Origin of the sequence: Micromonospora sp. NPDC005305 (assembly GCF_040607315.1) — a bacterium.
Taxonomy (GTDB): Bacteria; Actinomycetota; Actinomycetes; order Mycobacteriales; family Micromonosporaceae; genus Micromonospora.
The window spans coordinates 182,306-209,031 of the sequence record NZ_JBEXGL010000001.1; the positions used below are offsets into that span (position 1 = coordinate 182,306).

The following is a 26,726-nucleotide window of genomic DNA, read 5'->3' on the forward strand; positions in this document are numbered from 1 at the left end:
GTTTGCGTCAGGAATCGGCCGCTTCCTGACGCAAACCTCTTGATCAACGCCGGTGGGTGGGGCGCGGCGGGGCCGGGGTGGGGGTTCTGGTTGGGAGGATGGGGGTGTGTGGGACGTCATCGTCGTCGGGGCCGGGCCCGCCGGGGCGGCCGCCGCGCTCGGGGCGCGGCGGGCCGGCGCCCAGCGCGTGCTGCTGCTCGACCGGCACGACTTTCCACGGGACAAGGCGTGCGGGGACGGCATCGCCGCGCACGCGCTGGACGTCCTCGCCGAGCTGGGCGTGACCGGGGCGGTCGACGGGTACGCGCCGCTGCCCGCGCTGCGCCTCGTCGGCCCCGGCGGCGGGACGGTGGCCCGGGCGCTGCCCCGGCCCGCGTACACGGTGCCCCGGCAGGTGTTCGACGCCCGGCTGGTGGCGGCGGCGACCGCGGCCGGGGCCGAGCTGCGGCGGCACACCGTACGCACCGTGGAGGTGCGCGACGACCGGGTGGTGCTCGACGGGGAACTGGCCGCCCGGGCGGTGGTCGGGGCGGACGGGGCCGGCTCGGTGCTGCGCCGGACGCTCGGCCACCCGGTGAACCCGGACCGGCACCTCGCGCTCGCCATCCGGGGCTACGCGCCGGCCCGCCCCGGCCCGCCCGAGCAGCTCATCGTCACCTCGTCGGCGCGCTGGCCGGCGTACGCCTGGTCCTTCCCGATCGGTGACGGCCGCGCGAACGTCGGGTACGGGGAGGTGCTGCGGGGGGAGCCACTGACCCGCGCCCACCTGCTGGACCGGCTGGCCGCCCTGCTCCCCGGCACCGACCCGGCGCAGGTGACCGACCTGCGCGCCCACCACCTGCCGCTCTCCACGCACCGGCCGGCCCCCGGGCGGGGCCGGGTGGTGCTGGCCGGCGACGCGCTCTCGCTGATCAACCCGTTCACCGGCGAGGGCATCTTCTACGCGTTGCGCTCCGGGGCTCTGGCCGGCGCCGCCGCGGCCGCCGCCCCGGGCGCGGCGGCCCGCCGGTACGCCGACGCGCTGCGCCGCCGGCTCGGCACCCACCTGCGGCACAGCTCGGTGGCGGCCTGGCTGGCTCGGCGCCGGTGGGTGGTGGACGCGGCGGTGCGCGCCGCCCGCCGCGACGAGCGGGTCTACCGGACCGTGGTCGAGCTGGGGCTGGGTGACGGACGTCTCGATGCGCGCACCCTCGCCAGGATCGGCGCGGGCCTTCCCCGGCGCCCATGAGCCACCCAGACACGGAACGTCCGCGCGGGTCGCTACCCTGCAAGGTGATGACTCTGCGGAAACTCCTCTACTCCGTGTACGAGCGCCGGCTCACCGCGAAGCTCGCGGGCACGCCGGTGCCCCGGCACGTCGGCGTGATGTGCGACGGCAACCGCAGATGGGCCCGGGAGATGGGCTTCGTCGACCCGAACGACGGCCACCGGATGGGCGCCGAGCGGATCAAGGAGCTGCTGCGCTGGTGTGACGCCGCCGGTGTGGGGCACGTCACGCTCTGGCTGCTCTCCACCGACAACCTCTCCCGGCCGGCCGCCGAGCTGGACCCGCTGCTCCAGATCATCGAGGACCTCACCACCGAGCTGGCCGAGGAGGGCAACCCCTGGCGGCTGCGGATGGTCGGCGCCCTCGACGTGCTGCCCGCGCAGCACGCCGCCGCGCTCAAGGCGGCCGAGGAGCGCACCCGGCACCGCAGCGGCGGCGCGCAGGTCAACATCGCGGTCGGCTACGGCGGCCGGCGGGAGATCGCCGACGCGGTGCGCTCGCTGCTGCTGGAGCACGCGGCGAGCGGCGGCACGGTGGAGGAGCTGGCCAACTCGATCGATGTCGACCACATCTCCGAGCACCTCTACACCAAGGGCCTGCCGGACCCGGATCTGATCATCCGGACCAGCGGCGAGCAGCGGCTCTCCGGCTTCATGCTCTGGCAGAGCGCGCACTCCGAGTTCTACTTCTGCGAACTCAACTGGCCCGACTTCCGCCGGGTCGACTTCCTCCGGGCCCTCCGCTCCTACGCCACCCGGCAGCGCCGCTACGGCTCCTGAGGGCGCAGGGCGCGGCTCAGCGCAGGTGGGAGAGCGCCTCGGTGAGGAAGTCGCCGAGGGCGGCGGGGGAGTCCAGGGTGAGGTCGGCGGCGTCGGCGACCTCGTGACCGGTCTCCGGGTTCGCCACCGCGACGCAGACGCCGAGGAACCGCGGGTCGGCGGCGGCCCGGGCGCGCAGCGCCGCGAAGGCCTTGATGTCGGAGACGTCGTCGCCGAAGTACCAGGCGCCGCCGGCGTCCCGTACCGCCTCGCCGATGACCATGCCCTTGTCCCGGTCGACCGGGGGCTTCAGCTCCAGCACCATGCGCCCGGCCTGGCAGCGCAGGCCCAGCCGCTCGGCCTGGGCCCGGCCCCACTCCTGCACGAGACCGCCGAGCTGCGGCGCGGTGCGCCAGTGCAGCGCGACGGAGAGCCGCTTGAACTCCACCAGGGCTCCGGGCGGCAGTTCGGCGCGGGCCCGCTCGGCCAGCTCGGCCATGGTGGGCACCCAGGGCAGGGCGGCCGGTTCGGTGACGGTCTCGCCGCCGGAGTGGCTGTGCTCCAGGCCGTAGAGGCCGTAGAGGTCGATGCCCGCGAGGCCGCCGAGGTGGTCGCGGAGGAATTCCACCGGGCGCGCGGAGACGATGGCGATCCGGCCCACCCGCGAGGCGAGGGCTTCCAGCGCGGCGAGCACCTTCGGCGCGGGCTGGACGGCCGTCGGGTCGTCCTCGACCGGGGCGAGGGTGCCGTCGAAGTCGAAGAAGAGCACCACGTCACCCGCCCGGGCGGCGGTGGCGCGCCACGCGTGCGCGGCGTCCAACGGAGTTTTCGGCTGCTGGTTGCCCAGATTCAACGGCGGCACGCGCGACAGCGTACCCCGGTCACGACGGCGTATTCGTGGCCGAGATGTGACGTCCGGAAGACGCGGATGATCAGCGTTCGGCGGCTCCCCGTCCCCGACGCCCGAACGGCACCACGGCCGCTTCCTGCCCGTGGCTCAGCAGGTAGCCCTCCACGAAGCCGGTGTTCCGGTCGCCGGTGTGCGCCTCGATCTCGTTGAGCCGCGCCACCAGGAACTCGGTGAGCGCGCTGACCCGGTCGTTGAGCCGGTCGTGCAGTTCGGCGACGACGGCGAGGACCACCGCGGTGCCGGCCGTGATGAGCGCGAAGAGGTTGACGACCAGGGGAAGCTGCCCGCCGTCCAGTACGCCGACCACCACGTTGCCGGTCACGCACGATGTCACCGACACCACCGCGACCACGACTGCCAACCATTTCAGGGTCATGGACAGACCCCTCCTTCTGTCCCGCAGGGCTGGGTTCGGCTGTGTCCCGTCCCCCCGCCGACGACGAGCCCTTAGCAGTACAAACGTGGACGCTAGCGTGTCCGATCCGGCCCCGAGGCGAAACGATCGGGTCTGGCCTTCCGTTCTTTCGCCATCTGAGGAACTACCCGGCTTGTTTACCTCTATTTCGGACATCGACCGGAAGAGTTGGGCGATAAGCGAGGTAACGAATGGTTTCTCGAATGTGGAACTTCTCCGCGTCGGAGACGTTCGGGTCGACCAGCCGGCGCAGCAGCGCCTCGACGTCGGGGTCCATGGGCGGCGGGGTCGGGGTGGCACGGGGGGCGGCTGCGCGGTCCCAGCCGAGGGCGACGAACGCGGCCGCCGGGTTGAGCCCCAGCCCTTGGCAGAAGGCGACCACCCGCTCGGCCTCGGGGTCGCTGGCCCAGTCGCCGCGGACCCAGCGGTTGATGGTCTGGCGGGAGACGCCGGTGCGCCGGGAGACCTCGGTGCCGCTCCAGGCCCGCATGGCGCGCGCGTCCTCCAGCGCCCGGCGGACGAAGGTGGCGAAGGCGATCTTCCGTGCGTTCGCGGTCTCGGTCACCCCGTGACGGTACGGCCAGTCGGTCTCCACGGCACCGCCCGGCACGCTGCTGTCACGCCCACGTGACGATGATCCACCGTTCCCGGTAAACGATCCAGAGCTCTTTCTGAGGGGTGTCACCCGGGCAGAATAGATGGACGCCAGTACGGCGGCAAACAGACGAAAAGCTGATACTGTCACGCCCATGAGACAACTTACGGTGTGTCACGTGCATGAGACGACGAGTGCTCACATGCGTCACTCCGCGGGTGTCGAGGGGGTCTCGTGACCGAGCTCGCGACCCGTGCGCAGGCCTTCGGCCTGATCGCGGAAGGGGTGACCGCCGGCCTGAGCGCCCCCTGGCGCCTCTACCTGGCCCGGGGCTGCCGCTACCTCTCTCTCAGCGTCGGTGACCGCGACGAGTGGGACGCCTGGCGGACCCACCTCGGCTGTCCCGAGCTGAGCGTCCGGGTCTACGAGGCCGGCGGCGAGATCCGCCGGGCCTCGGTGGCCGAGGTGATCGTCGACGGCTGCCGGATCAGCGTCGAACTGGTCGAGGAGGTCAGCACCGCGGACCTGGAGCGGCTGCTGGTCGTCGACCCGCTGCCCGGGGCGGACGAGCGATGAGCCCCTTTCTCGCCGTCGTGCTGGTCCTCGTGCTCGGCTCGACCTGCTACGCAGCCGGCCGGCTGCACGGCCAGCTCAGCTACCGGATCGGCTACCGGTTCGGCTACCGCCAGGGCTACTTCGACGGCGACCGGGGCGCCTGGAACCGGCGCCGCCGCGACGCCCAGGCCGCGATCGCCTCGGCCCTCGCCGGCCCGGCCCCGGCCGTGGTGACCTCCCAGGCCGGGCGTACCGCGCCGTTCGCCGGCACCGCCGTCCCCGCCGCGGTCACCGCCCGCACCGCCACCGGCCCGGCGCTGCGGGCGACCCCCACCGCCACCGCCCAGCTCGGCGGCCTGGCCACCCGGCAGGGCACCACGTACACCGGCTCCTCCTTCGGCGCGGCGGGCGGTGGGCCGCGGACCGGGACGCTGGTCCGGCGGCAGGGCTGAGGCCCTCCCAGGCGCGGTGTGCCGTCCGCGGCGGACGCGCACCGCCGGAGCCGCGGTCAGACCGGTGACGGCGGCTCCGCCGGCCGGGATGCGCGCAGGGGGCATGCATCCCGGCCGGTTCCGCCGCGCCACCCGTCCCCCGTACGGGTGATCCACTCGCACCACTAGCCGACCGGGCCCGCGGCCATTAGCGTCTAGGCATGGCACGGGGTTTTCCCGGGCCAGCCGGACAGCCCGGACCTGCGACCTCGCGCACGGGGCCCGCATCCGACCCCGTGTCCCACCGGGCACCGGAAGAGGCGGAACTCGGGTGGCCGGGTGCCCATCCGCGGAGCAGGCCTGTGACCACTCGCCGTACCCCCGCCGGTGCCGACCAGACCCCGGCCGCGACCGCCACGACCCGCCGGACCACCCGCAGCCGCCGCGCTGCCGCCGCGCCCGCCGGCGCCGAGGAGCCCCGACCAGCCGGCCTGGCCTTCGTCCTCGACACGTCGGTCCTCCTCTCCGACCCGGCGGCGTTCCACCGCTTCGCCGAGCACGAGGTGGTGCTGCCGCTGGTGGTGATCTCCGAACTGGAGGGCAAGCGCCACCACCCCGAGCTGGGCTGGTTCGCCCGGCAGTCGCTGCGCATGCTGGACGAGCTGCGGGTGCGGCACGGCCGGCTGGACCGGCCGGTGCCCGCCAACGACCAGGGCGGCACCCTCCGGGTGGAGCTGAACCACACCGACGACGGGGTGCTGCCGCCCGGGTTCCGGAACGAGTCGAACGACGCCCGGATCCTCTCCGTGGCGCTCAACCTGGCCACCGAGGGGCGGGAGGTCACGCTCGTCAGCAAGGACATGCCGCTGCGGGTGAAGGCGGCCTCGGTCGGCCTGCGGGCCGACGAGTACCGGCACGGCCAGGCCAGCGACCCGACCTGGACCGGCATGGCCGAGCTGGAGCTGGCCGAGGAGGAGATCGGCCGGCTGTACGCGGGCGAGACGCTCGACCTGGACGCCGCGGCCGGCCTGCCGTGCCACACCGGCCTGGTGCTGCACTCGGCGCGGGGCTCGGCGCTCGGCCGGGTGCTGCCGGACAAGACCGTCCGGCTGGTGCGGGGCGACCGTGAGGCGTTCGGCGTGCACGGTCGCTCGGCGGAGCAGCGGGTGGCGCTCGACCTGCTGCTGGACGAGTCGATCGGCATCGTCTCGCTCGGCGGCCGGGCCGGCACCGGCAAGTCCGCGCTGGCCCTCTGCGCCGGCCTGGAGGCGGTGATGGAGCGCCGGCGGCACAAGAAGGTGGTCGTGTTCCGCCCGCTGTACGCGGTCGGCGGCCAGGAGCTGGGCTACCTGCCCGGCTCGGAGTCGGAGAAGATGTCGCCCTGGGCGCAGGCCGTCTTCGACACGCTCGGCTCGGTGGTGCACGAGAACGTGCTGGAGGAGGTCACCTCGCGGGGGCTGCTGGAGGTCCTGCCGCTCACCCACATCCGCGGCCGGAGCCTGCACGACGCCTTCGTCATCGTCGACGAGGCGCAGTCGCTGGAGCGCGGCGTCCTGCTCACCGTGCTGTCCCGCATCGGCCAGGGGTCGCGGGTGGTGCTGACCCACGACGTGGCCCAGCGGGACAATCTCCGGGTCGGCCGGCACGACGGGGTGACCGCGGTGATCGAGGCGCTGAAGGGTCATCACCTCTTCGCGCACGTCACTCTCAGCCGTTCGGAGCGTTCTCCCATCGCCGCGATGGTCACCGATCTGCTGGAGGACATTCCGCTCTGAGGCTTACTTTTGCCCGGGTTTGATGGCATTCACCCTGTGGCGCAGATCACAAATGGCGTCCTTGGTTTCCCAACCGCCTCACTGTGCGCAATGGTGTCCATCGAGCGCCCATGCATCAGGAAGATCGTCGAGCATCGTTCGCCACGGCAAGGCGAAGGTGCCACGAACACCGGTGTATCGGCTGCGACCGCGAGGGTCGGGGCGCTCACGGCGCCGGCGCGGCCGCTCCAGGGCCACGCGTCGCGCCGTGTCCTTGCCCCCGACGAAGGGACACTTCGTGAGTCGGCTGTGGAGCCGGTTCGGCGCCCGTACGGCCGCTGTCGCACTGCTCTCCGTGGGCGTTGCCGGCGGCTTCTATCTGGGCGAAGACCGACAGACCCAGCAACAGGGCCTGACCGCGCAGGTCGGCCTGGAGGTCGACCGGACGGAGTACGCGTACCAGCGCGACCGTCAGGCCGACCACCGCCTGGTGTCGGCCAAGCAGCGGGCCGCCGAGTACCAGGCGAAGCTGCGGGCCGCGGCGGCGGCCAAGGAGGCCGCCGAGCGGGCCAAGGAGGCCGAGGCGGCGGCCGCGTCCCGCAAGAAGGAGCGGGAGGCCGCGGCGAAGGCGGCGGCCAAGCCGTACGACGGGCCGATCCCGGCGTCCTGCGAGGAGTTCAGCGGCAACCGCAAGGTCGGTTGCGCGATCATGCTCGACGAGGGCTTCGGCATGGACCAGTTCCCCTGTCTGGACAAGCTCTGGACCAAGGAGAGCGGCTGGAACCACAAGGCCTACAACGAGGGGTCCGGCGCGTACGGCATCCCGCAGGCCCTGCCGGGCAGCAAGATGGGCTCGGTGGCGGACGACTGGAAGACCAACCCGGCCACCCAGATCAAGTGGGGTCTCGGCTACATCGAGGGCCGGTACGACGACCCGTGCGGCGCCTGGCAGCACTCGCAGAGCTCCGGCTGGTACTGATCGGACATCGACGGCGGGGCGTGCGGATATTCGCACGCCCCGCCGTCGTCGTGGCACTCCCGAGTGGCGGTGCGCCCCGATTACTGATAGCACTTGACGGGTGACCTGGCACGACGGCCCCGCGGGCGGCGACCCCCACCGGTTCGGCACCGAGGCGTTCTACGCCTCGCTCGGCCGGGCCTTCGTCGCCATGTGCGCGGTCGTGCCGGTGCTGTTCCTCATCGAGGCCGTCGACGTCGGCCTGCGCGCCGACCTCGACGTGACCGCCGGCATCATCCCGCACCGCATCCAGGGCCTCGACGGCGTGTTCTTCTCGCCGTTCCTGCACGCCGGCTGGAACCACCTCTACAGCAACAGCATCCCGCTGATCCTGCTCGGCACCTTCGTGCTGGCCGCCGGCACCCGCCGGTTCCTCTGGTCCACGCTGGTGATCATCCTGGTCAGCGGCCTGGGGGTGTGGTTCACCGGCTCGCCCAACTCGGTGGTGGTCGGCGCGAGCGGCGTGATCTTCGGCTACCTCGGCATCCTGCTCACCCGCGGCATCGTCGAGCGGAGCTGGTGGAACTTCGCCGTGGTGCTCCTCGTCGGCCTGCTCTACGGCTGGCAGCTGCTCGGCATCCTGCCCACCGACGAGCGCATCTCCTGGCAGGGGCACCTGTTCGGGCTGCTCGGCGGGGTCGTCGCGGCCGTGCTGTTCCGCCGCCGGGTGGAGGGCGGGACGCGGGACTCCCTCGGATCACCGCCGGTCACGCTGCCCTGACGGCACGTCCACCCGCCGGCGGGACGTGCTTGCCCGCGGCCACCGCCCCGCCTACCGTCGGGATCAGCACGCGTTGATCCCCTGGCGAAAGTGACGGTACGCCATGCGCGAGGTCGATGTCGCCGTGATCGGGGCGGGCCCCGCCGGGCTGTTCGCCGCCTACTACGCCGGGTTCCGCGGGCTCTCCGTGGCCGTCATCGACGCGCTGCCCGAGCCGGGCGGCCAGGTCACCGCCATGTACCCGGAGAAGCTCATCCTCGACGTCGCCGGGTTCCCCGCCATCAAGGGGCGGGAGCTGGTCGCCAACCTGGTCGCCCAGGCCGCGCCCTTCCGCCCGGAGTACCTGCTCGGGGTCCGCGCGGAGAAGCTGTCGTACCTGGACGGGCGACCGGTGCTCGGGCTGGCCGGCGGTGACCAGCTGCACTGCGGCGCGGTGCTCATCACCGGTGGGCTGGGCAGCTTCACGCCCCGGCCGCTGCCGGTGGCGGACAGCTTCGTGGGCGCCGGGATCGTCTACTTCGTACCGCAGCCGACCGAGCTGACCGGGCGGGACGTGCTCATCGTGGGCGGCGGCGACTCGGCGTTCGACTGGGCCGTGACGCTGGCCCCGATCGCCCGCTCGGTGACCCTGGTGCACCGGCGGGACCGGTTCCGCGCGCACGCCTCGACCGTCGACCGGGTGCGCGCGCTGCCGGTGCGGGTGGTGGTCAACGCCGAGGTGAGCCGGCTGCACGGGGAGGACCGGGTCACCGGCGCCGAGCTGACCGTACGCGGCGGAGCGGTGGAGACCCTGCCGGTGGACACCGTGGTGGCCGCGCTCGGCTTCACCGCCGACCTGGGCCCGCTCGCGGAGTGGGGGCTGAACCTGGACCGGCGGCACATCGTGGTCGACAGCGCCATGGCCACCAACCTGCCCCGGGTCTTCGCCGCCGGCGACATCACCGACTACCCGGGCAAGGTGCGGCTGATCGCCACCGGCTTCGGCGAGGCGGCGACCGCCATCAACAACGCGGCGGTCGTCATCGACCCGAGCGCGCACCTCTTCCCCGGCCACTCCTCCGACGGCACCTGACCGGCGGCCGCCCCGGCTCAGGCGGTGGGCAGCCCGATCAGGTCGGCCATCAGCCCGATCTGATGGTCGAAGTACTCGTCGCGGTGCGGCAGGGTCTTGTTGATCCGGCCGAACAGCTCGAAGCTGATCAACCCGAAGAGCTGGGTCCAGCCGGCCATGCCCCGGGCCAGCAGCGCGGGCGGCAGGTCCACGGGGAGCAGCGCCGCCAGCTCGGCCACGTCGGACCGCAGCGGCTCGGCCAGCTCCTCGCCGGACGGGTCGAGCCGGCCGGCGGCCACCCCGTCGCGAAGGATGCCGACCAGGGTCGCCGGGGGGCGCTGCGCCGGCGCCACGGTGTCCTCCGGCGCCGCGTAGCCGGGGACGGGGCTGCCGTAGAGCAGGGCGTACTCGGCGGGGTTGGCCAACGCCCAGGCCCGGGCGGCCCGACACGCGGCGTGCCAGCGCCCGCGCAGGTCGGCCTGGTCGGCGGCGGCGTCGGCGGCCTCCACCGCGTCGCCCAGTGCCTCGTACGCCTCCAGGATCAGCGCGGTGAGCAGGTCGTCGCGGCTGGGGAAGTAGCGGTAGATCGCCGAGGAGACCATGCCCATGTCCCGGGCGACCGCGCGGAGCGACAGGTTCGCGCCGTCGGTGGCCAGGTGGCGGCGGGCGACCGCCTTGATCTCGTCGATCATTCCGGCGCGGACCCGGGCGCGGAGCGAGTGAGCGACCATGCCTCCACTCTGCCACGGATGAGAGCGCCAATCAAAAGAGAGAGCACCGCTCTTGACGGACGGGTGGGATGTCGGCCATGCTCTGTTGCGAGAGCGGTGCTCTCGTATTGGATTCCTGCTTCGAAGGGTGGCCCTCATGGCCCTGCACGTGATCGTCGGCGCCGGCCCCGTCGGCACCGCCACGGCCCGCCTCCTCACCGAGCGCGGCGACCGGGTGCGGGTGGTGACCCGCCGGGGCACCGGGCCCACGCACCCCGCGATCGAGCGGATCGCCGCCGACGCCGCCGACGCCGACCGGCTGACCGCCCTGACCGAGGGCGCGGTCGCCCTGCACAACTGTGCGAACCCGGCGTACCACCGGTGGCCGCTGGACTGGCCTCCGCTGGCCGCCGCGCTGCTCACCGCCGCCGGGCGGACCGGCGCGGTGCTCGCCACCGTCGGCAACCTCTACGGGTACGGCCCCGTCGACGCCCCGATGACCGAGGCGACCCCGCTCGCCTCGACCGGCACCAAGGGACAGGTCCGCAACCGGATGTGGGCCGACGCGCTGGCCGCGCACCGGGCCGGCCGGGCCCGGATCACCGAGGTACGCGGCTCCGACTACCTCGGCGCCGGCGGCACCTCGCTGGCCATGATGGTGCTGCCCCGGGTGCTCGCCGGGCAGCGGGTGTTCCTACCGGTCGACTGGGACGCCCCGCACACCTGGACGTACATTCCCGACGTCGCCCGCACCCTGGTCGCCGCCGCGACCGACGAGCGGGCCTGGGGGCGGGCCTGGCACGTGCCCAGCGCGCCCGCCGCGTCGATGCGGGACCTGGCCACCCGCGCGGCGGCCCTGGTCGGGGCGCCCGCGCCGCGACTGACCCGGATGCCGTACCCGGTGCTCTGGCTCGGCGGGCTGGCCAACCCGATGGCGCGGGAGTTGCGGGAGACCGCCTACCAGTTCCGGCGGCCGTACGTGCTGGACTCGACCGCCGCCACCGCCACCCTCGGCGTCGAGGCGACGCCGCTGGACCGGGCGGTCAAGGAGACGGTGGCGGCGCTGCGGGCCTGACCGCCCGCGGCGGCGGCCCGATCGCGGCGACCAGCACGGCGACCAGGGTCAGCGCCGCCCCCAGCAGGGTGGTCGGCGTGGGGTGCGAGGCGGCGGTGGGCAGCAGCAGATCCAGCAGGACCGCGCCGACGACCTGCCCGGCGATCGTGGCCAGGCCGAGCACCAGCACACCGGTGAACCGGACGATGGCGGCGGCCAGCGCGATGAACACGATGCCGATGGGGCCGCCCAGGTAGAGCCACGGCTCGGTCGGGAAACCGCCGGCCGGGCGGCCCCGGACCGCCACCTCCACGGCGAAGGTGGCGAGCAGCGCCACCGTGCCGACGGTGAAGTTGACCAGAGTGGCGGTCACGGCGCTGCCGGTGGCCCCCCGGACCCGGCCGTTCACCGCCTGCTGCCAGGCGATGCCCACCCCGGCGGCCAGCGGCAGCAGGGCCAGCGCCAGGGCACCCGGATCGCCGAGCCGGTCGCCCACCGCCAGCAGCACGGCCAGCACGGTGAGCGCCGCGCCGACCAGCCGGTTCGGGGTGACCGCCTGCCGCCCGGTGGGGCCGATCCCGGCCCGGTCGACGAGCAGGCTGCTGCCGGACTGCCCGGCCACCACGGCGACCGTGAACACCGCCACGCCGAGGGTGCCGATGGTCAGCCCCTGCGTGGCGACCAGGAAGGCGCCGCAGATCCCGCCCAGGCACTGCCACGGCCGCAGCGAGCCGTCCCGGAGCGCGGCCCGCAGTGCGGCCAGCCCCCGCCGGCCACCGGGGGTGGCGGGGACCAGCACGAGCAGCACCAGCAGGCCCAGGCCGAACGAGACCACCGCGGCGGCGATCCCGTCGGCCAGCCGTACACCGAGTTCGCCGTTGATCCGGGACTGGACGGCCACCGCGACCCCCGAGGCGGTGGCCAGCCCGGTGCCGGCGATCCGCCGCGTGGTCGGCAGCGTCGGGGACGCCGCCGTCCCGGTCGCGGTCACTCCTGCTCGGCCAGAGGGCGCCCGTCGAAGTCGACCGCCGAGTAGAGGGCCAGCTTCTCCAGGCGGTGATAGGAGTCGATCACCCGGATCGTGCCGCTCTTCGAGCGCATCACGATCGACTGGGTGTACGCCCCGCCCGCCCGGTAGCGCACGCCGCGCAGCAGGTCGCCCGAGGTGACGCCGGTGGCCACGAAGAAACAGTTGTCGCCGGTCACCAGGTCGTCGGTGAAGAGCACCCGGTCCAGGTCGTGCCCGGCGGCCAGCGCCTTCTCACGCTCCTCGGCGTCCTTGGGCCAGAGCTTGGCCTGCATCATGCCGCCCATGCACTTCAGCGCGCAGGCCGCCGTGATGCCCTCCGGGGTGCCGCCGATGCCCATCAGCACGTCGACGTCGGACTCGCCCCGGGCCGCCGCGATGGCGCCGGCGATGTCGCCGTCGGAGATGAACCGGATGCCCGCCCCGGTCCGCCGGATCTGCTTCACCAGGTCGTCGTGGCGCGACCGGTCCAGCACGCAGACCGTCACCTCCGCGGGGTCGGTGCCCTTGACCTTGGCGATCCGGCGGATGTTCTCGGCCACGCCGGCGTTGATGTCGACCACGTCGGCGTACATGGGGCCGACGGCGAGCTTCTCCATGTAGAAGACGGCGCTCGGGTCGAACATGGCGCCCCGCTCGGCCACCGCGAGCACGGCCAGCGCGTTCGGCATGCCCTTGCTCATCAGCGTGGTGCCGTCGATCGGGTCGACCGCCACGTCCACCTCGGGACCGGTCCCGTCGCCGACCTCCTCGCCGTTGAAGAGCATCGGGGCGTTGTCCTTCTCGCCCTCGCCGATCACCACGACACCGCGCATCGGGATCGAGTTGATGAGCTTGCGCATGGCGTCGACGGCGGCTCCGTCGCCGCCCTCCTTGTCGCCCCGGCCGACCCAGCGGCCGGCGGCCATGGCCGCGGCCTCGGTCACCCGGACCAGGTCGAGGGCAAGGTTACGGTCGAGATCCTGGGGCGTCCGCGTCCTGGTGGTTGTCATGACGGCTTCCTCCTCGCGACGTTGCGGGGTGGACCGGCGGGATGCGGCCGTCGCCGCCGCCGGTTTTGTCGCTGATCCTCACACGATCTCAGGTTCGACGCCGGAGCGGGGCGGAGGAGGCCAGGATCACGTCATCCGGGCGGCTGCGAGAATGGCCGGGTGGAACCCGCACAGCCTGCCGACCGCGCCCCGACCGACGCCACCCCGCCGGACGGCCAGCCGCCGGTGCGGCCGACCGCCGAGGCCACCCCGCCGGCCGGGGAACCGGCCCTGGTCGAGTCGACCGGACCCGCGCCGCCGGCCGACGCCGGGGAGCAGCCCGCGCCGCCCGCCCGGAAGGAGAAGGCCCGGTCCGAGCGGTCGCCGAAGGACATGGCGCTGTCGCTGCTGGTGCTGCTGGTCCCGATCGCCCTGCTGCTCGCCTTCTACCGGGGCTTCCTCGGCGGGGACGCGCCGGTCACCGTCGACGCCGCGCCCGTCTTCGAGCAGGCCCGCGCCGCCAACGCCTTCCCGGTCGCCGAGCCCCGCGGGTTGGGCTCCGACTGGCGTACGGTCAGCGCCCGCTACCAGACCGAGTCCGCCGGCGGGACGCTGCGCATCGGCTACGTGACCCCGGAGGGCCGGGGCGCGCAGCTGGTGGAGAGCAACCTGCCGGCGGAGAAGCTGCTGCCGGCCGAGCTGAGCGGCGGCCAGCCGCAGGGCCCGGCCGACCTGCCCGGCGGCGCGAGCTGGCAGCGGTACACCGCCCGCGGCAACGAGCAGGCCCTCGTCCTGCTGGAGCCCAACCGCACCGTGCTCGTGGTCGGCGACGCCGGCGAGGCGGAGCTGCGCGAACTCGTCACCGCGCTGCGCTGACCCGCCCCCGCCGCCGGGCGAGGTCGTTCTCCCGCACCGGACAGGGATTGCGGAACACCGCTTCAGGGAACAGAAGAGGGCACGAGCCCGCCGGAGCCGACCACCGGCCGGACCGGGCTCGTGCGCCGGAGCCGGCGTCCGGGCTGCGGCGTCCCGACTCCGGCACCTCCGTGGGCCGGACGACCCACCTGGAGAGGTTCACGTGACGATTCGACGTTTCAGCGCCACCGCGTTCGCCGCGGCGCTGCTCATTCCCGGCCTGGCCGCGTGCAACGACACCGGGACCGCCGGCGCGGGCGCCTCCGCGACCCCGGCCGCCTCCGGCAGCATCGCCCCGAGCGGCACGCCCGCCGGCGAGGCCAAGCAGGCCCTGCTCGACTCCACCAACGCGATCCGCGACGGGAACTTCCGGTTCACCATGTCCGGCGCCGGCTCCACGGCCGAGGGGCAGGTGCACGAGCCCAGCCAGAGCGCCGAGATGCGGATGACGATCGGCGACCCGTCGTCGGACCTGATGATGAAGCTCGACCTGATCCACTACAAGCCGGACAGCTGGGTGAAGCTGGAGCTGGGCGGCAAGGCCGCCGCCAGCGTGCCCGGGCTGAAGAACCTCAACCTCGGCAAGTACCAGCACCTCGACCAGACCCGGATCAAGGGCAACCGGGCGCTCGGCTTCGACTTCGACAAGGTCGACCCGGCCGGCAGCGCGGTGCTGACCCAGGGCGTCACCGAGGTCCGGAAGACCGGCGAGGGCACGTACGCGGGCACCGTCGACGTGTCGAAGGCGGCCGAGGCGGGCTCGCTCGACCCGGCCGTGATCACGACGCTCGGTGCGCAGGCGCAGTCGGTGCCGTTCACCGCGCAGGTCGACCCGCAGGGCCGGCTCAGCGAGCTGGTGCTGAAGATCCCGGCCGCCGGGCAGAGCGCCGCGCAGGACGTGAAGATCACCTACACCGACTACGGCAACGCCGCCGCCGCGCAGAAGCCCCCGGCGGACCAGGTCGCCGAGGCGCCGCCCGAGCTGTACAACCTGTTCAACTGAGCGTGCCGGCGGGACGGCTCCGGCCGTCCCGCCGCTCAGTCCTCCGCGCGCTGGCGGGCGGCGTCGATGCGGGCCCGGGCGCCGTCCAGCCAGCGCTGGCAGATCCCGGCGAGCTCCTCGCCGCGTTCCCAGAGCGCCAGCGACTCCTCCAGCGAGGTGCCGCCCGCCTCCAGCCGCTCGACCACCGAGGCCAGCTCGGCCCGGGCCTGCTCGTAGCTGAGCCGCTCGTCCTTCGTCGTGTCAGTCATCGGGTCCCATTCCATCAGCCGTCCACGGTGGCGGTCAGCTCGCCCTCGGCCAGGCGTACCCGCAGTGGGTCGCCCTTGGCCACCTCGGACGCGGCGCGCACCACGTGCCCGTCGCCGCGCTGGACGATGGCGTAGCCCCGGTCGAGGGTGGCCGCGGGGGAGAGGGCGCGCAGCCGCGCCAGGGTGTGCCGCAGGTCGTCGCCGGCGGCGCCGAGCCGGTGATCCAGGCAGCGGCCGGCCCGGTCGCGCAGCGCGGTGACGTCGGTGGCCCGCTGGTCGACCATCACCTGCGGGCGGGCCAGCACCGGCCGGGAGCGCAGCAGGTCGAGCCGGTGCTGCTCCCGGTCGACCAGGTTGCGCACCGCCCGCTCCAGCCGGGACCGGGCCTGGCCGATGAGGCGGACCTCCTCGGCCAGGTCGGGCACGATGCGCTTGGCCGCGTCGGTGGGCGTGGAGGCGCGCACGTCGGCGACGTAGTCGAGCAGCGGCGTGTCGGTCTCGTGGCCGATCGCGCTGACCACCGGCGTGCGGCACGCGAAGACCGCCCGGCAGAGCGCCTCGTCGGAAAAGGGCAGCAGGTCCTCGATGCCGCCGCCGCCCCGGGCGATGATGATCACATCGACCGTCGGGTCGGCGTCGAGCACCTTGAGCGCGCCCACGATGTCGGGCACCGCGCTCGGCCCCTGCACGGCCACGTTGATGGTGCGGAACTCCACGGCCGGCCAGCGGCGCCGGGCGTTCGTCAGCACGTCCCGCTCGGCGGCCGAGGCGCGGCCGGTGATCAGCCCGATCCGGCCGGGCAGGAACGGCGGCCGGCGCTTGCGGGCCCGGTCGAACAGCCCCTCGGCGGCCAGCAGCTTCTTGAGCTTCTCCAGCCGGGCCAGCAGCTCGCCCAGCCCGACCTGCCGGATCTCGTCGGCGCGCAGGCTCAGCGTGCCCCGGGCGGCGTAGAACTCCGGCTTGGCGTGCAGCACCACCCGGGCGCCCTCGCTCAGCTCGGGTGCGCCCGCGTCGAGCACGTCGCGGTTGGTGGTGACGGTCAGGCTGAGATCGGCCGACGGGTCACGCAGCGTCAGGAAGACCGTGCTCGCCCCCGGCCGCCGGCTGATCTGCGCGATCTGCCCGTCGACCCACACCCACCCCAGCCGGGCGATCCAGGCCCCGACCTTCTGGCTGACCACCCGGACCGGCCACGGCTCCTCGGACGTGCTCCGCTCCCCATCGCTCACCCGCCCACCCTAAGGCCCACCCCCGACGACGCCCCGTCAGCCGGGGGCGTGCCCCGGACGTGGCACAGCTCGCAGTCCGGCCGGGCACCGGGAGGCACGTACGATGGTCGGGTGACTGATGCGCAGACGACTCCCCGGACCGGCAAGCGCGTGCTCCTGGCCAAGCCCCGCGGCTACTGCGCGGGCGTGGACCGGGCGGTGCAGACCGTCGAGGAGGCGCTGAAGCTCTACGGCGCTCCCATCTACGTGCGCAAGCAGATCGTGCACAACAAGCACGTGGTGCAGACGCTGGAGGCCCAGGGCGCGATCTTCGTGGAGGAGAACGAGGAGGTGCCGGAGGGCGCCACCGTCATCTTCTCCGCGCACGGCGTGGCCCCCGAGGTCTACGAGCAGGCCAAGGCGCGCTCGCTCAAGGCGATCGACGCGACCTGCCCCCTGGTCACGAAGGTGCACCAGGAGGCCCGGCGGTTCGCCGCCGAGGACTACGACATCCTGCTCATCGGCCACGAGGGGCACGAGGAGGTCGTCGGCACCGCCGGTGAGGCGCCTGCGCACATCCAGCTGGTGGACGGCCCGGACGGCGCCGACAAGGTCACCGTGCGCGACCCCGAGAAGGTCGTCTGGCTCTCCCAGACCACCCTCTCGGTCGACGAGACCCTGGAGACCGTGGCCCGGCTCAAGCAGCGGCTGCCGCTGCTCCAGTCGCCGCCCAGCGACGACATCTGCTACGCCACCTCCAACCGGCAGCACGTGGTCAAGGAGATCGCCCCGGACTGCGACGTGGTGATCGTGGTCGGCTCGCGGAACTCCTCCAACTCCGTCCGCCTCGTCGAGGTGGCGCTGGACGCCGGCGCCCGCGCGGGGCACCTGGTCGACTTCGCGCACGAGATCGACGACGCCTGGCTGGAGGGAGCCCGCACCGTGGGGCTGACCTCGGGCGCCAGCGTGCCCGACGAGCTGGTCCAGCAGGTGCTCGCCCACCTGGCCGAGCGCGGCTTCGCCGACGTCGAGGAGATCACGACCGCCAACGAGCGGCTGACCTTCTCGCTGCCGCAGGAGCTCAAGCGCGACCTCAAGGCCGCCGCGGCCCGCGGCTGACCGGCCGGAACGAAACCACCGCCGACCACGTCCAACCGGTCATGAAGACTCCTCGGACGGTGCTCGTCGCCCTGCTCGCCGGCGCGGCGCTGACCGCCTGCGCCGGCCCCGGCAGCGAGCCCGGCGGCCCCAGCCCGACGGGTGCCACCCCGGCGACCAGCCAGCCCGATCCCGGCCCCAGCCCGACAGGAGCCGCCCCCGTGACCAGCCAGCCCGACCCCGGCCCCAGCGTCGGCCCGAGCCGCCCGAATCCCACCTGGAAGGGCGGCCCGTCGAAGCCGCCCGGCCCCGGCGCCACCACGCTCAGCGGGACGATCCGCGCCGGTGTCGAGCCGAACTGCCTGCTGATCGACGACCACCTGCTGATCGGCGGCCCGCGCGACCTGCTCAAGCCCGGCACCCGGGTCGAGGTCACCGGCCGCTCGGAGCCCGGCATGATGACCACCTGCCAGCAGGGCACCCCCTTCGTCGTCGAATCCGCCCGCCGGGCCTGACCCGAGGCCCCGCGAAGCGGGCCGGAAACGGCGGAGCCCCGCCCCCCGGACGGGGGGCGGGGCTCCTGGGTTCAGCGGGTCAGTTGACCGCACCGACCTCCACCGAGCCGCGGCCGACGACCGCGCCCTCGACGGTGGTGACGGCCAGGTCACCGTAGAGCTCCCGGCCGGCGGCCGGCGCCGACTTGGCGGTCACCGTGCCGGTCAGGGTGGCGGTGGCGCCGTTGGCCAGGGACAGCGGGGTGCTGGGGGCGGAGAGCGAACCCAGCGCCGGGGACGCGAACGAGTCGCGGTAGTCGTACGCGGTGGTCGGGTCGCTCACCGCGTAGCCGTCCACGACCACCCGGTAGGTGCCGGCGACCGGGTTGGACAGGGTGACCGCCTCCTCCGAGTCACCGTCGGCCGACTGGCCCACCCGGGTCGCGCCGAGGAAGACCGACAGGTCCAGGTCGGCGCTCAGGTCGGACGGGTTGCCGATCCGCGCGGTGAACGAGGTGGCGCCCGCCGGCACGTCCACGGTGTATTCCTGGCGACCGCCCGTGGCGATGCTCGGCCGCTCGGCGTGCACGCTGGCCAGCGGGCCGCCGACGCCGGTCACCTGGACCGGGCCGAAGGCGTTGGTCAGGCCCCAGCTCACCTCGGTCGGGGCGCCGGCGGTCACCGACGGCAGCTCGACCACGGCCGGCTCGACCGTGACGCCCTGCACCCGCGCCTGCAGCTGGAACGGGTTGTCCAGCGCCGGCGACGTGCGCCGGGCCTCGACCTCGATCTCCCACACACCCGGGATCGGGTTCTGGTAGTCCCGCTCCTGCGGCTTGCAGGCGGCGGCGTCGGAGAAGTTGGTGTAGCAGGCGGTGCTCGCGGTGCTCTCGACCGGCACGCCGTACGGGTTGATGGCGATGAACCGGGTCTGCGAGCCGGTGGCGATGCCGGAGAGGTTGACCTGGAGCGCGCCCGCGCCCTCCGGAACCGTCACGAAGTACGAGGTGAAGCCGTTCCGCTCGACCGAGCCCCCGGTGGAGAAGGAGTAGGCCGGGGCGAAGACCGCGTTCGAGGCGACCACGACGGTGGCGACCTCGAAGTCGACCACCGAGGTGGACGCGTCGTCGACGGTCATGATCGCGCCGTGCGCGCCGGCGGTCAGCGGCTTGGCCTTCACCTTGACGGTGACGGTCTTGTTCAGCGGCAGCCACACGACCTGCGGAGCCGAGAAGGTGCCGTCGTTGCCGCGGAACGCGACGGTGTGCTTGAGGCCCTTGTTGGGGCCGCTCGTGCGGGTCAGCTTGACGTCGTAGTAGCGGCTCTCCTTGACCTTCTGCCCGCCCTTGCCGGCCGCGCAGCGGTTGTAGATGCCGGTGCCCACGTTCGGGTTCGGCTCGAACTGGCCGGAGTCCTTGTTGTACTTCGTCAGGTTCCCCGACAGCTCGGTGCAGACCGGCGCCTCGGAGGTGTACGTCCGGGTCTGCACGCCCGCGGCGAGCAGGCCCCACGCGCCCGGCACGTTGAACATGCCGTAGCCCTGCGCGTACGTCGGGACGCCCGCGAGCGGCTTGGCGGAGGTGTAGATGGCCCGGCGCAGCGCGGCCGGGGTGACGCCCTTGTCGGTGGCCTTGGCCGCCGAGAGCAGCAGCGCGGCGGCGCCGGTGGCCTGCGGCGAGGCCATCGAGGTGCCGTTCAGCATCTGGTAGCCCGGGGGCAGCGGGTAGCCGGCCTCGGGGACCGGGTTGCCGGGCTGCCAGGTCGGCGCGGTGGAGATGGCCGAGCCGGGGGCGGTCACGTTGGGCTTGAAGCCGCCGTCCTCACGCGGGCCGCGGGAGGAGAAGTTGAACAGCGCGTTGCCCTTGCGGACGACCGAGCCGTAGTTGGCCAGCCAGGTGTCCTTGCTGATGTTGGCGGCCACGCTGACCACGTTGCTGGCGACCGAGGGGTCGCCGACGGTGTTCAGACCCGGGCCGGAGTTGCCGGCCGAGATGAACATCTGCACGCCGTAGGTGGTGATCAGCGTGTCGTAGAGGTTGGCGCGCGCGTTGGAGCCGTCGTTGAGCGCCGGCAGGCCGCCGATCGACATGTTGACCACGTCGACCTTGCGGTTGACCACGAGGTCCACCATGCCGGTGGTGAGCGCCGCGGCCGTGCAGCCGCCGCCCCACGAGCAGGCCCGGGCGGAGACCAGCTTGGCACCCGGGGCGGCGCCGTCGAAGGCGCTGTTGCCCAGCATGTCGTTGGCGGCGGTGATGCCGGCGACGTGGGTGCCGTGGGTGGCCTCGATGATGCCGATGTTCACGTAGTCGACCAGGCCGGGGCCGCCGGCCGGGGTGGTGTCGACGTCCTCGCGGTATTCGACGACGAACGGCATCTGGTCCCGCACCGCGGTGGCCGGGTTGTCGGTGCCGAAGTGGCCGACCTGGAACTTCTCCTTGTACGGCCGCATCACCTCGTCGTCGGTGAAGTCGCGGTTCTGGTTGACGTCCACCCGGATGTCGTGGTTCACCGGGTTGTAGAGGATGCCCCAGGAGTCGGTGGTGTCGCCGTCCCGGTTGACGTCGCCGGCCGGGTCGCTGCCGGCCGTGATCGACTCGCGGAAGGTGTTGAAGCGGTAGGTGCCGGCGGGGGCGGTCCAGGTGAGGGCGGAGGCGCCGGTGCCGGTGGTGAAGGAGGGGCCCGCCACCTCGGTGATCATCGCGCGCCAGGTGGCGTCCTCGAGCGGGTCGGTCGCGGTCACCCAGTCGACGATCTTGCGCTCGCCCGTGGTGGTCGTCTGCAGCGCCGGCTGGTCCAGGTCGACCCCGGAGTCCATGATGCCGATGGTGACGCCGCGGCCGTCCCACTCCGGGTGCGCGGCCTTGAAGGCCTCCGCGCCGGTCTCGTTGGTGGGCATGTAGGGGTTGACCGCGCCGGTGTCGGCGCCCGGGCCGGCCAGCGTCGCGCCCTGCTTGGCGGTCTTCGCGCCGGCCGGGGCGGCCTCGGGGGCCGGGTCGGGGAGCTTGATGGTCTCGTCGAGGTCGACGGCGGAGACGCCGGGGAGCGTCGCGGCCTTGAGGACCTTCGCGGTGGGAACCTTGGCCAGCAGGTAGCCGACCTGGTCGTAGCGCTGGCTGACCGTGGCGCCCAGACCGGCCAGCCCGTCGGCGACCTTCTTGGCCGAGCCCTTCTTGGCGGCGATGATCAGCGTGACGGTCGGGGCGTGCTTCGCCTCCGCCTCATCGAGCAGCTTGGCGTCGTGGGCGCCCAGCGTCTCGGCGGCGGTCGGCTGCGAGGCGTCGGGGGCGGCGGCGGGGGCTGCGCTCGCGGTCGCGGCACCACCCCCGACGGTCATGGCGCCGGCCGCCAGGACCGAGGCGAAGAGCGCGGCCGAGGTACGCCGGCTCCGGTTACGGGGTTGACTCACGTTCTCTTCCTCCAGAGAACAGGGCCCTTCAGGAGACAGGGCACGCGTGACAGCGATCCTTCGGGCTGGCCCTGTCGGTGTCACTACTCCGAAGTAGGTTGTGACCACTCCGTGACTCCGATCTGCCGTCGTCGTCACGTGGTGGGTGTCAACCGTCGATGGCTGCCGGCCGTTCGACCGATGTGGACGGCCCCTCCACCAGCTCCGGGGCCTGCGGCTGGCGCGGCGCCAGCTCGACCTGGGCCGGGGCGGCCAACTCCTGGTCGGAGACGCCCAGCTCGGCCAGCTTGCGGGCGCTGACCAGCACCCGCGCCTCCAGCGAACCGACCGCCCGGTTGTAGGCGGTCACCGCACCGCCCAGCGCGCCGCCGAGCTTGCCGACGTGGTCGCCCAGGGTGGACAGCCGCCCGTAGAGCTCGCGGGCCAGCGAGTGCACGGTGGCCGCGTTGCGCGCCAGCGCCTCCTGCCGCCACGAGTAGGCCACCGTGCGCAGCAGCGCCACCAGGGTGGCCGGCGTGGCCAGCACCACGTTGCGGGCGAAGGCGTGCTCCAGCAGCGACGGATCGCGCTGCAACGCCACGTCGAGGAACGGGTCGGCGGGAACGAACAGCACCACGAAGTCGGGGGTCTGGTCGAACGCCGCCCAGTAGGTCTTGGCGGCCAGCCCGTCGACGTGCGCCCGCAGGTGCCGCGCGTGCGCGTCGAGGTGGGTGTCCCGCCCCCGCTCGTCGCGCGCCTCCATGGCGGTCAGGTAGGCGTCGAAGGGCGCCTTGGCGTCGACCACCACCGTGCGGCCACCGTGCAGCCGGACCACCAGGTCAGGGCGGACCCCCTGGTGGTCGGTGGCGGCGGTGACCTGCTCGTTGAAGTCGCAGTGCTCCAGCATGCCGGCCGCCTCGACGATCCGGCGGAGCTGGTGCTCACCCCAGCGGCCGCGGACCTGCGGGGCGCGCAGCGCCGCGACGAGCTGCTTGGTCTCGGTGCGCAGCTCGCCGGAGACCGCGCTCATCGACCGCACCTGTTCGCGCAGCTCGGCGTAGGCGTCGACCCGGTCGCGCTCCAGCTCGGCGACCCGCTGCTCGTAGCGGCGGAGGGTGTCGTGCAGCGGGGCCACCGCCCGGGCCACCGCCTCCTGGGACTGCGCGGTCGCCTCGTAGCTGAGCGCCCGCATGGACTGCTCCAGCCGCCCCTCGCCCTCCCGGGTGGCGGCCAGGGTCGCCTCCAGCCGGGCGATCTCGGTCGCCGAGCGCGACCGGGCGGCCAGCCAGCCCACCGCGCCGCCCGCGGCGAGGCAGAGCACCACCACGGCCAGCGTCGAGAAGCTCATGCCGAAGAGCTTGCCAAACGGGTACGACGTGCGCCCGCTGGGTACGTTCGAGGTCATGGAGGTTGCCCTGTGGGTGGTCTTGATCCTGATGCTCGGAGGTGCCCTGGTGTTCTGGCGGTGGGGGAGCAGGTCCCGGCGGGCCACCGAGCTGGCCGACGCCCGCGCTGAGGCGCAGCGCTGGTACGAGCGGCTCGGCGGGCAGCTCATGAACCTGCACGGGGACGCCCCGGCGGTCCGCCAGGCGCTGGCCGACGCCGGTGAGCGCTACAACGCGGCCGGCTCCCAGCTGGAGCAGGCGGGCACCCCGCACCAGTTCGCCCTGGCCCGGGAGACCGCGCTGGAGGGGCTGGCGTACATCCGGGCGGCGCGCACCGCCATGGGCATCGACCCGGGCCCGGAGTTGCCGCCGCTGGCCGCCGCGCGTGGCGCGGGCATGCTCACCAAGGAGCGCGAGGTCAACGTGCAGGGGCAGACCTACCGGGCCGGCCCCCAGCCGGGAAACCACACTCCCTACTACTATCCGGGCGGAAACTGGCAGGGCCGCCCGGTGCCGGCCGGCTGGTACTCGACGCCGTGGTGGAAGACCGCGCTGGGCACCGGGGCCGGCGTGCTCGGCGGCATCCTGATCGCCGACGCGCTCTTCTCGCCCGCCTTCGCCGACCCGGGCTACGGCTACGACGCCGGCTACCAGGAGGGCTTCAACGACGGCCAGGACCAGGGCGGGGACCAGGGTGGCGACCAGGGTGGCGACCAGGGTCAGGACTTCGGCGACCAGGGTGATTACGCCGCCGGCGATTTCGGCGGCGGGGACTTCGGCGGGGGCGATTTCGGCGGCGGGGACTTCGGCGGCGGCGACTGGTAGCGCGCCCGGGAGGACGAAGGCCCCGGTCGGCGGGACCGGGGCCTTCGTCGTCGTCGACCCGGGTCAGCCGGTGTTGCGCATGCCGGCGGCGATGCCGTTGACCGTGGTGAGCAGCGCCCGCTCCAGGGCCGTGCCGTCGTTCGGGGCGCGGCGCCCGCCCGGCGCCGTGGCCACCGCACGGCCCGCGGCGCCGGAGTCCCGGTACTGCTGCAGCAGGGCCACCTGGAGGTGGTGCAGCGGCTCCAGGTACGTGTCCCGTACGGCGAGGGTGCGCTGGAGCACGGGTGAGTTGTCCAGCAGGGCGGGCGAGGCGGTGACCGCCAGCACCTCCTGCTTGGTCAGCTCGTACTCCTGCTCGATCTTGGCGAAGATCGGGTGCAGCTTCTTGGGGACCAGGGTTTCCACGTAGCGCCGGGCGATGGTGAGGTCGGTCTTGGTCAGCATCATCTCGACGTTCGACAGGAACGTGCGGAAGAAGTGCCAGTTCCGGTTCATCTCGGCCAGCACGTCCTCCAGCCCGGCCTCGCGCGCGGCGGCCAGCCCGGAGCCCACACCGAACCAGCCGGGCACGATCTGCCGGGTCTGCGTCCAGCCGAACACCCAGGGGATGGCCCGCAGGCCGGAGAGCCCGGCGCCGGTGTTCGGCCGCTTCGCCGGCCGGGAGCCGATGTTGAGCGCGCCGAGCAGCTCGGTCGGGGTGGAGGCCCAGAAGTAGGCGGGCAGGTCCGGGTCCTCGACCAGCGACCGGTAGGACCGGAAGGCCGACTCGGAGACCACGTCCATGGTCGCGTCCCAGCGTTCCAGCATCTCGGCCGGCTGCCGGGGCGCCGTGTGCAGCAGCGTCGCCTGGAGCACCGCCGCCACGGTCAGCTCCAGGTTCTCCCGGGCCAGCGCGGGCAGCGTGTACTTGTCGGAGATGACCTCGCCCTGCTCGGTCACCTTGATCGCGCCGTCGAGCGTCCCGTACGGCTGGGCCAGGACGGCCTCGTGGGTGGGGCCGCCGCCCCGGCCGACCGTGCCGCCCCGGCCGTGGAAGAGCCGCAGGTGCACGCCGTGCCGCGCCGCCACGTCCCGCAGCGCGCGCTGGGCGCGGTGGATGGACCACTGGCTCGTGGTGATGCCAGCCTCCTTGTTGGAGTCCGAGTAGCCCAGCATCACCTCCTGCACGTCGCCGCGGGCCGCGACGAGGGCGCGGTAGGCCGGCAGGGAGAGCAGCTCGTCGAGCAGTTCGCCGCCGGCGTTCAGCTCGCCCGGGGTCTCCAGCAGCGGCACGATCCCGATCCGGGCCCGGCCGCTGTGCACGTCGACCAGCCCGGCCTCGCGGGCCAGCACCACCGCGGCGAGCACGTCGTCCACGCCCAGCGTCATCGAGATGATGTACGACTCGATCACCTCGGCGCCGAACCGGTCCTGCGCGTCCCGGATCGTCCCGAACACGTCGAAGGTCTTCTGCGCGCTCTCGGTGAGCGGGCTGTCCTGGGTGGAGAGGGGCCGCCGGCCGGTCAGCTCGTCGGCGAGCAGCTTGGCGCGCTCCAGCCGGGTGAGCGACGGGTAGTCGGAGACCTCGCCGACCGCCGCGTAGAGCTGGGCGAGCACCTCGTGGTGCTTCTCGGCGTGCTCGCGGACGTCCATGGTGGCCAGGTGCAGCCCGAACGCGGAGACCGTGCGGATGGTGGAGGCCAGCCGGCCCACGGCGGTGAGCTGCCCGGAGTTGCGGGCCAGGGAGGCGCGCAGCAGCTCCAGGTCGGCGATCAGCTCGGCCGAGCCGCGGTAGTCCCGCCCCGGCACGTGCGGGGTGCCGGCGCGCAGCCGCTCCCGGGTGTTGGCCAGCTTCGCCTTCACGCACCGCGCCTTGAGCCGGTAGGGCTCCTCGGCGTTGACCCGGCGGAACCGGGGCGCCACCTCGGGTAGCGCGTCCAGGTCGGCGGCGAGGCTGGCGGAGAGGTCGAGGGAGACCGCGCGCAGCCGGCGGGAGACGCTGACCTCGTTGATCAGCTCGTCCATGGCCTTCTCGGTGGCCGCGATGCCGTGCTCGTGCTGGATGCGCAGCACCTCGCGGGTGACCGTCGGGGTGACGAACGGGTTGCCGTCCCGGTCGCCGCCGATCCAGGTGCCGAAGGTCAGCGGGCGGGCGGTCGGCGAGGTCTCCACGCCGAGGGTGCGCAGCGTGTCGGCGAGGTCGTCGAGGACCTGGGGGGCGGCCTCGGCGTGCAGGTCCCGCAGGTAGTAGATGGCGTTGCGGGCCTCGTCGGTCGGGTCCGGCCGGTCCAGCCGCAGCTCGTCGGTCTGCCACATGAGGTCGAGCAGCTCGGCCAGGCGCCGGTTGGCCGGCCCCTCGTCGCTGGCGCCGTAGAGGATCGCGTTGGCGGTCTCGGCATCCAGCTCGTCGGCGACCGCGCGCAGCTTCGACAGGATGGACCGGCGGGCCGCCTCGGTGGGGTGGGCCGTGAAGACCGGGCGTACCGCGAGCCGGCGGGCCGCGGCGGCGATCTCCTCGGCCGGCACCCCGCGCTCGGCGATCATCTTGGCCGCCTGGTCCAGCCAGCCGCCGTGCATGGCCCGCCGCCGGCGCAGGTCGCGGGCCCGGTGCACCTGCTCGGTGATGTTGGCCAGGTGGAAGTAGGTGGAGAAGGCCCGGGCCAGCTTCGTGCCGGTGGTGACGTCGAGCCCGGCGAGGCGCTGGGCGGCGGCCGGCGGGTCGGAGCGGACCTGGGCGCGGATCTCCTCCACCAGGTCGAGCAGGGGGCGGCCCTCCTGCCGGGCGAGGGTCTGCCCGAGCAGCGTGCCGAGGCGGCGGATGTCGGCCCGGAGAGCGGCGTCGGGGCCGTCGTGGTCGTGCTGGTCGGTCACGGTGCGCTCCTTACGCGAGTACGAAGGACAGCGCTGTCCGACTCCCTGGATGGTATCCGCGCGAGCCCCGACCGA

25 protein-coding genes are annotated in these 26,726 nt (G+C 73.6%); 14 read left to right on the top strand and 11 right to left on the bottom strand.

Going from position 1 to position 26,726, the window contains the following annotated elements:
- The first annotated feature begins 106 nt into the window (after positions 1–106).
- On the top strand, positions 107–1,228 hold the full coding sequence (locus ABZS80_RS00880; RefSeq protein ID WP_355053810.1) for a geranylgeranyl reductase family protein: 1,122 nt from the start codon (positions 107–109) through the stop codon (positions 1,226–1,228).
- Positions 1,229–1,275: 47 nt separating this feature from the next.
- Positions 1,276–2,046: an isoprenyl transferase gene (locus ABZS80_RS00885; protein WP_355053811.1), complete on the top strand. Its 771-nt coding sequence runs from the start codon at positions 1,276–1,278 to the stop codon at positions 2,044–2,046.
- Between the two features lie 16 nt (positions 2,047–2,062).
- Here ABZS80_RS00885 and otsB read toward each other — a convergent pair whose 3' ends face one another.
- From otsB to ABZS80_RS00900, 3 genes are all read right to left on the bottom strand, one after another.
- Positions 2,063–2,887: a trehalose-phosphatase gene (gene otsB, locus ABZS80_RS00890; protein ID WP_355053812.1), complete on the bottom strand. Its 825-nt coding sequence runs from the start codon at positions 2,885–2,887 to the stop codon at positions 2,063–2,065.
- Between the two features lie 70 nt (positions 2,888–2,957).
- Positions 2,958–3,311, bottom strand: coding sequence for a hypothetical protein (locus ABZS80_RS00895; RefSeq protein ID WP_091314007.1), 354 nt, complete (start codon positions 3,309–3,311; stop codon positions 2,958–2,960).
- A 163-nt stretch (positions 3,312–3,474) separates the two neighbouring features.
- On the bottom strand, positions 3,475–3,915 hold the full coding sequence (locus ABZS80_RS00900; protein ID WP_355053813.1) for a helix-turn-helix transcriptional regulator: 441 nt from the start codon (positions 3,913–3,915) through the stop codon (positions 3,475–3,477).
- 264 nt (positions 3,916–4,179) lie between these two features.
- Here ABZS80_RS00900 and ABZS80_RS00905 point away from each other — a divergent pair, with 264 nt between their 5' ends.
- From ABZS80_RS00905 to ABZS80_RS00930, 6 genes are all read left to right on the top strand, one after another.
- On the top strand, positions 4,180–4,521 hold the full coding sequence (locus ABZS80_RS00905) for a hypothetical protein (protein ID WP_091260344.1): 342 nt from the start codon (positions 4,180–4,182) through the stop codon (positions 4,519–4,521).
- Positions 4,518–4,952 carry a hypothetical protein gene (locus ABZS80_RS00910; RefSeq protein ID WP_355053814.1) on the top strand — a complete coding sequence of 145 codons (435 nt, stop codon included), beginning with the start codon at positions 4,518–4,520 and terminating at the stop codon, positions 4,950–4,952. Before ABZS80_RS00905 ends, ABZS80_RS00910 begins: the two co-directional genes overlap by 4 nt.
- A 341-nt stretch (positions 4,953–5,293) precedes the next feature.
- Positions 5,294–6,706 carry a PhoH family protein gene (locus tag ABZS80_RS00915; protein WP_355053815.1) on the top strand — a complete coding sequence of 471 codons (1,413 nt, stop codon included), beginning with the start codon at positions 5,294–5,296 and terminating at the stop codon, positions 6,704–6,706.
- A 277-nt stretch (positions 6,707–6,983) separates the two neighbouring features.
- Positions 6,984–7,664 carry a lytic transglycosylase domain-containing protein gene (locus ABZS80_RS00920; RefSeq protein ID WP_355053816.1) on the top strand — a complete coding sequence of 227 codons (681 nt, stop codon included), beginning with the start codon at positions 6,984–6,986 and terminating at the stop codon, positions 7,662–7,664.
- A 100-nt stretch (positions 7,665–7,764) separates the two neighbouring features.
- The gene (locus tag ABZS80_RS00925) at positions 7,765–8,424 is read left to right on the top strand and encodes a rhomboid family intramembrane serine protease (RefSeq protein ID WP_151464584.1); all 660 of its coding nucleotides are present in this window, start codon (positions 7,765–7,767) and stop codon (positions 8,422–8,424) included.
- Between the two features lie 103 nt (positions 8,425–8,527).
- Positions 8,528–9,496 (top strand): NAD(P)/FAD-dependent oxidoreductase, encoded by a 969-nt coding sequence (locus ABZS80_RS00930; protein ID WP_151464585.1) that lies wholly within the window; start codon positions 8,528–8,530, stop codon positions 9,494–9,496.
- A gap of 17 nt (positions 9,497–9,513) precedes the next feature.
- Here ABZS80_RS00930 and ABZS80_RS00935 read toward each other — a convergent pair whose 3' ends face one another.
- Positions 9,514–10,206 carry a TetR/AcrR family transcriptional regulator gene (locus ABZS80_RS00935; RefSeq protein WP_355053817.1) on the bottom strand — a complete coding sequence of 231 codons (693 nt, stop codon included), beginning with the start codon at positions 10,204–10,206 and terminating at the stop codon, positions 9,514–9,516.
- Positions 10,207–10,342: 136 nt separating this feature from the next.
- Between ABZS80_RS00935 and ABZS80_RS00940 the strand changes: the two genes are divergently transcribed.
- A complete protein-coding gene (locus ABZS80_RS00940; RefSeq protein WP_355053818.1) occupies positions 10,343–11,260 on the top strand; it encodes an NAD-dependent epimerase/dehydratase family protein in 918 nt (305 codons plus the stop codon).
- On the opposite strand, the gene ABZS80_RS00945 is transcribed toward ABZS80_RS00940, so the two are convergent.
- Positions 11,229–12,197: a DMT family transporter gene (locus ABZS80_RS00945; protein ID WP_355054183.1), complete on the bottom strand. Its 969-nt coding sequence runs from the start codon at positions 12,195–12,197 to the stop codon at positions 11,229–11,231. The genes ABZS80_RS00940 and ABZS80_RS00945 overlap by 32 nt on opposite strands.
- Positions 12,198–12,226: 29 nt before the next feature.
- Positions 12,227–13,258, bottom strand: coding sequence for a class II fructose-bisphosphatase (gene glpX / locus ABZS80_RS00950; RefSeq protein ID WP_091313972.1), 1,032 nt, complete (start codon positions 13,256–13,258; stop codon positions 12,227–12,229).
- A 159-nt stretch (positions 13,259–13,417) separates the two neighbouring features.
- Here glpX and ABZS80_RS00955 point away from each other — a divergent pair, with 159 nt between their 5' ends.
- The gene (locus ABZS80_RS00955; protein WP_355053819.1) at positions 13,418–14,113 is read left to right on the top strand and encodes a DUF4245 family protein; all 696 of its coding nucleotides are present in this window, start codon (positions 13,418–13,420) and stop codon (positions 14,111–14,113) included.
- Positions 14,114–14,315: 202 nt separating this feature from the next.
- Positions 14,316–15,155 (top strand): hypothetical protein, encoded by an 840-nt coding sequence (locus ABZS80_RS00960; protein WP_355053820.1) that lies wholly within the window; start codon positions 14,316–14,318, stop codon positions 15,153–15,155.
- A gap of 35 nt (positions 15,156–15,190) precedes the next feature.
- Here the strand turns inward: ABZS80_RS00960 and ABZS80_RS00965 are convergent, their stop codons facing one another.
- On the bottom strand, positions 15,191–15,403 hold the full coding sequence (locus ABZS80_RS00965) for an exodeoxyribonuclease VII small subunit (RefSeq protein WP_355053821.1): 213 nt from the start codon (positions 15,401–15,403) through the stop codon (positions 15,191–15,193).
- 14 nt (positions 15,404–15,417) lie between these two features.
- Entirely contained in the window at positions 15,418–16,632 is a 1,215-nt protein-coding gene (xseA, locus tag ABZS80_RS00970; RefSeq protein WP_355053822.1) for an exodeoxyribonuclease VII large subunit, read from the bottom strand.
- Between the two features lie 111 nt (positions 16,633–16,743).
- Here xseA and ABZS80_RS00975 point away from each other — a divergent pair, with 111 nt between their 5' ends.
- Together ABZS80_RS00975 and ABZS80_RS00980 are read left to right on the top strand one after the other, a co-directional pair.
- Positions 16,744–17,730, top strand: a complete 987-nt coding sequence (locus ABZS80_RS00975) for a 4-hydroxy-3-methylbut-2-enyl diphosphate reductase (RefSeq protein WP_151461236.1) — start codon at positions 16,744–16,746, stop codon at positions 17,728–17,730.
- Between the two features lie 41 nt (positions 17,731–17,771).
- Positions 17,772–18,224 carry a hypothetical protein gene (locus ABZS80_RS00980; RefSeq protein ID WP_355053823.1) on the top strand — a complete coding sequence of 151 codons (453 nt, stop codon included), beginning with the start codon at positions 17,772–17,774 and terminating at the stop codon, positions 18,222–18,224.
- A 79-nt stretch (positions 18,225–18,303) separates the two neighbouring features.
- Here ABZS80_RS00980 and ABZS80_RS00985 read toward each other — a convergent pair whose 3' ends face one another.
- Both ABZS80_RS00985 and ABZS80_RS00990 read right to left on the bottom strand, forming a co-directional pair.
- Positions 18,304–21,612 carry a S8 family serine peptidase gene (locus ABZS80_RS00985; protein ID WP_355053824.1) on the bottom strand — a complete coding sequence of 1,103 codons (3,309 nt, stop codon included), beginning with the start codon at positions 21,610–21,612 and terminating at the stop codon, positions 18,304–18,306.
- Positions 21,613–21,760: 148 nt separating this feature from the next.
- A complete protein-coding gene (locus tag ABZS80_RS00990; RefSeq protein WP_355053825.1) occupies positions 21,761–22,939 on the bottom strand; it encodes a DNA recombination protein RmuC in 1,179 nt (392 codons plus the stop codon).
- A gap of 55 nt (positions 22,940–22,994) precedes the next feature.
- Between ABZS80_RS00990 and ABZS80_RS00995 the strand changes: the two genes are divergently transcribed.
- Complete coding sequence (locus ABZS80_RS00995; protein ID WP_355053826.1) at positions 22,995–23,801, top strand: hypothetical protein; 807 nt, start codon at positions 22,995–22,997, stop codon at positions 23,799–23,801.
- 63 nt (positions 23,802–23,864) lie between these two features.
- On the opposite strand, the gene ppc is transcribed toward ABZS80_RS00995, so the two are convergent.
- Positions 23,865–26,651, bottom strand: a complete 2,787-nt coding sequence (gene ppc / locus ABZS80_RS01000; protein WP_355053827.1) for a phosphoenolpyruvate carboxylase — start codon at positions 26,649–26,651, stop codon at positions 23,865–23,867.
- Positions 26,652–26,726 lie beyond the last annotated feature (75 nt).

Coding starts and splice junctions, on each gene's coding strand:
- ABZS80_RS00885 (WP_355053811.1), top strand. CDS start 1,276: ATGACTCTGCGGAAACTCCTCTACTCCGTGTACGAGCGCCGGCTCACC.
- ABZS80_RS00895 (WP_091314007.1), bottom strand. CDS start 3,311: ATGACCCTGAAATGGTTGGCAGTCGTGGTCGCGGTGGTGTCGGTGACA.
- ABZS80_RS00910 (WP_355053814.1), top strand. CDS start 4,518: ATGAGCCCCTTTCTCGCCGTCGTGCTGGTCCTCGTGCTCGGCTCGACC.
- ABZS80_RS00930 (WP_151464585.1), top strand. CDS start 8,528: ATGCGCGAGGTCGATGTCGCCGTGATCGGGGCGGGCCCCGCCGGGCTG.
- ABZS80_RS00935 (WP_355053817.1), bottom strand. CDS start 10,206: ATGGTCGCTCACTCGCTCCGCGCCCGGGTCCGCGCCGGAATGATCGAC.
- ABZS80_RS00940 (WP_355053818.1), top strand. CDS start 10,343: ATGGCCCTGCACGTGATCGTCGGCGCCGGCCCCGTCGGCACCGCCACG.
- glpX (WP_091313972.1), bottom strand. CDS start 13,258: ATGACAACCACCAGGACGCGGACGCCCCAGGATCTCGACCGTAACCTT.
- ABZS80_RS00965 (WP_355053821.1), bottom strand. CDS start 15,403: ATGACTGACACGACGAAGGACGAGCGGCTCAGCTACGAGCAGGCCCGG.
- ABZS80_RS00980 (WP_355053823.1), top strand. CDS start 17,772: ATGAAGACTCCTCGGACGGTGCTCGTCGCCCTGCTCGCCGGCGCGGCG.
- ABZS80_RS00990 (WP_355053825.1), bottom strand. CDS start 22,939: ATGAGCTTCTCGACGCTGGCCGTGGTGGTGCTCTGCCTCGCCGCGGGC.
- ABZS80_RS00995 (WP_355053826.1), top strand. CDS start 22,995: ATGGAGGTTGCCCTGTGGGTGGTCTTGATCCTGATGCTCGGAGGTGCC.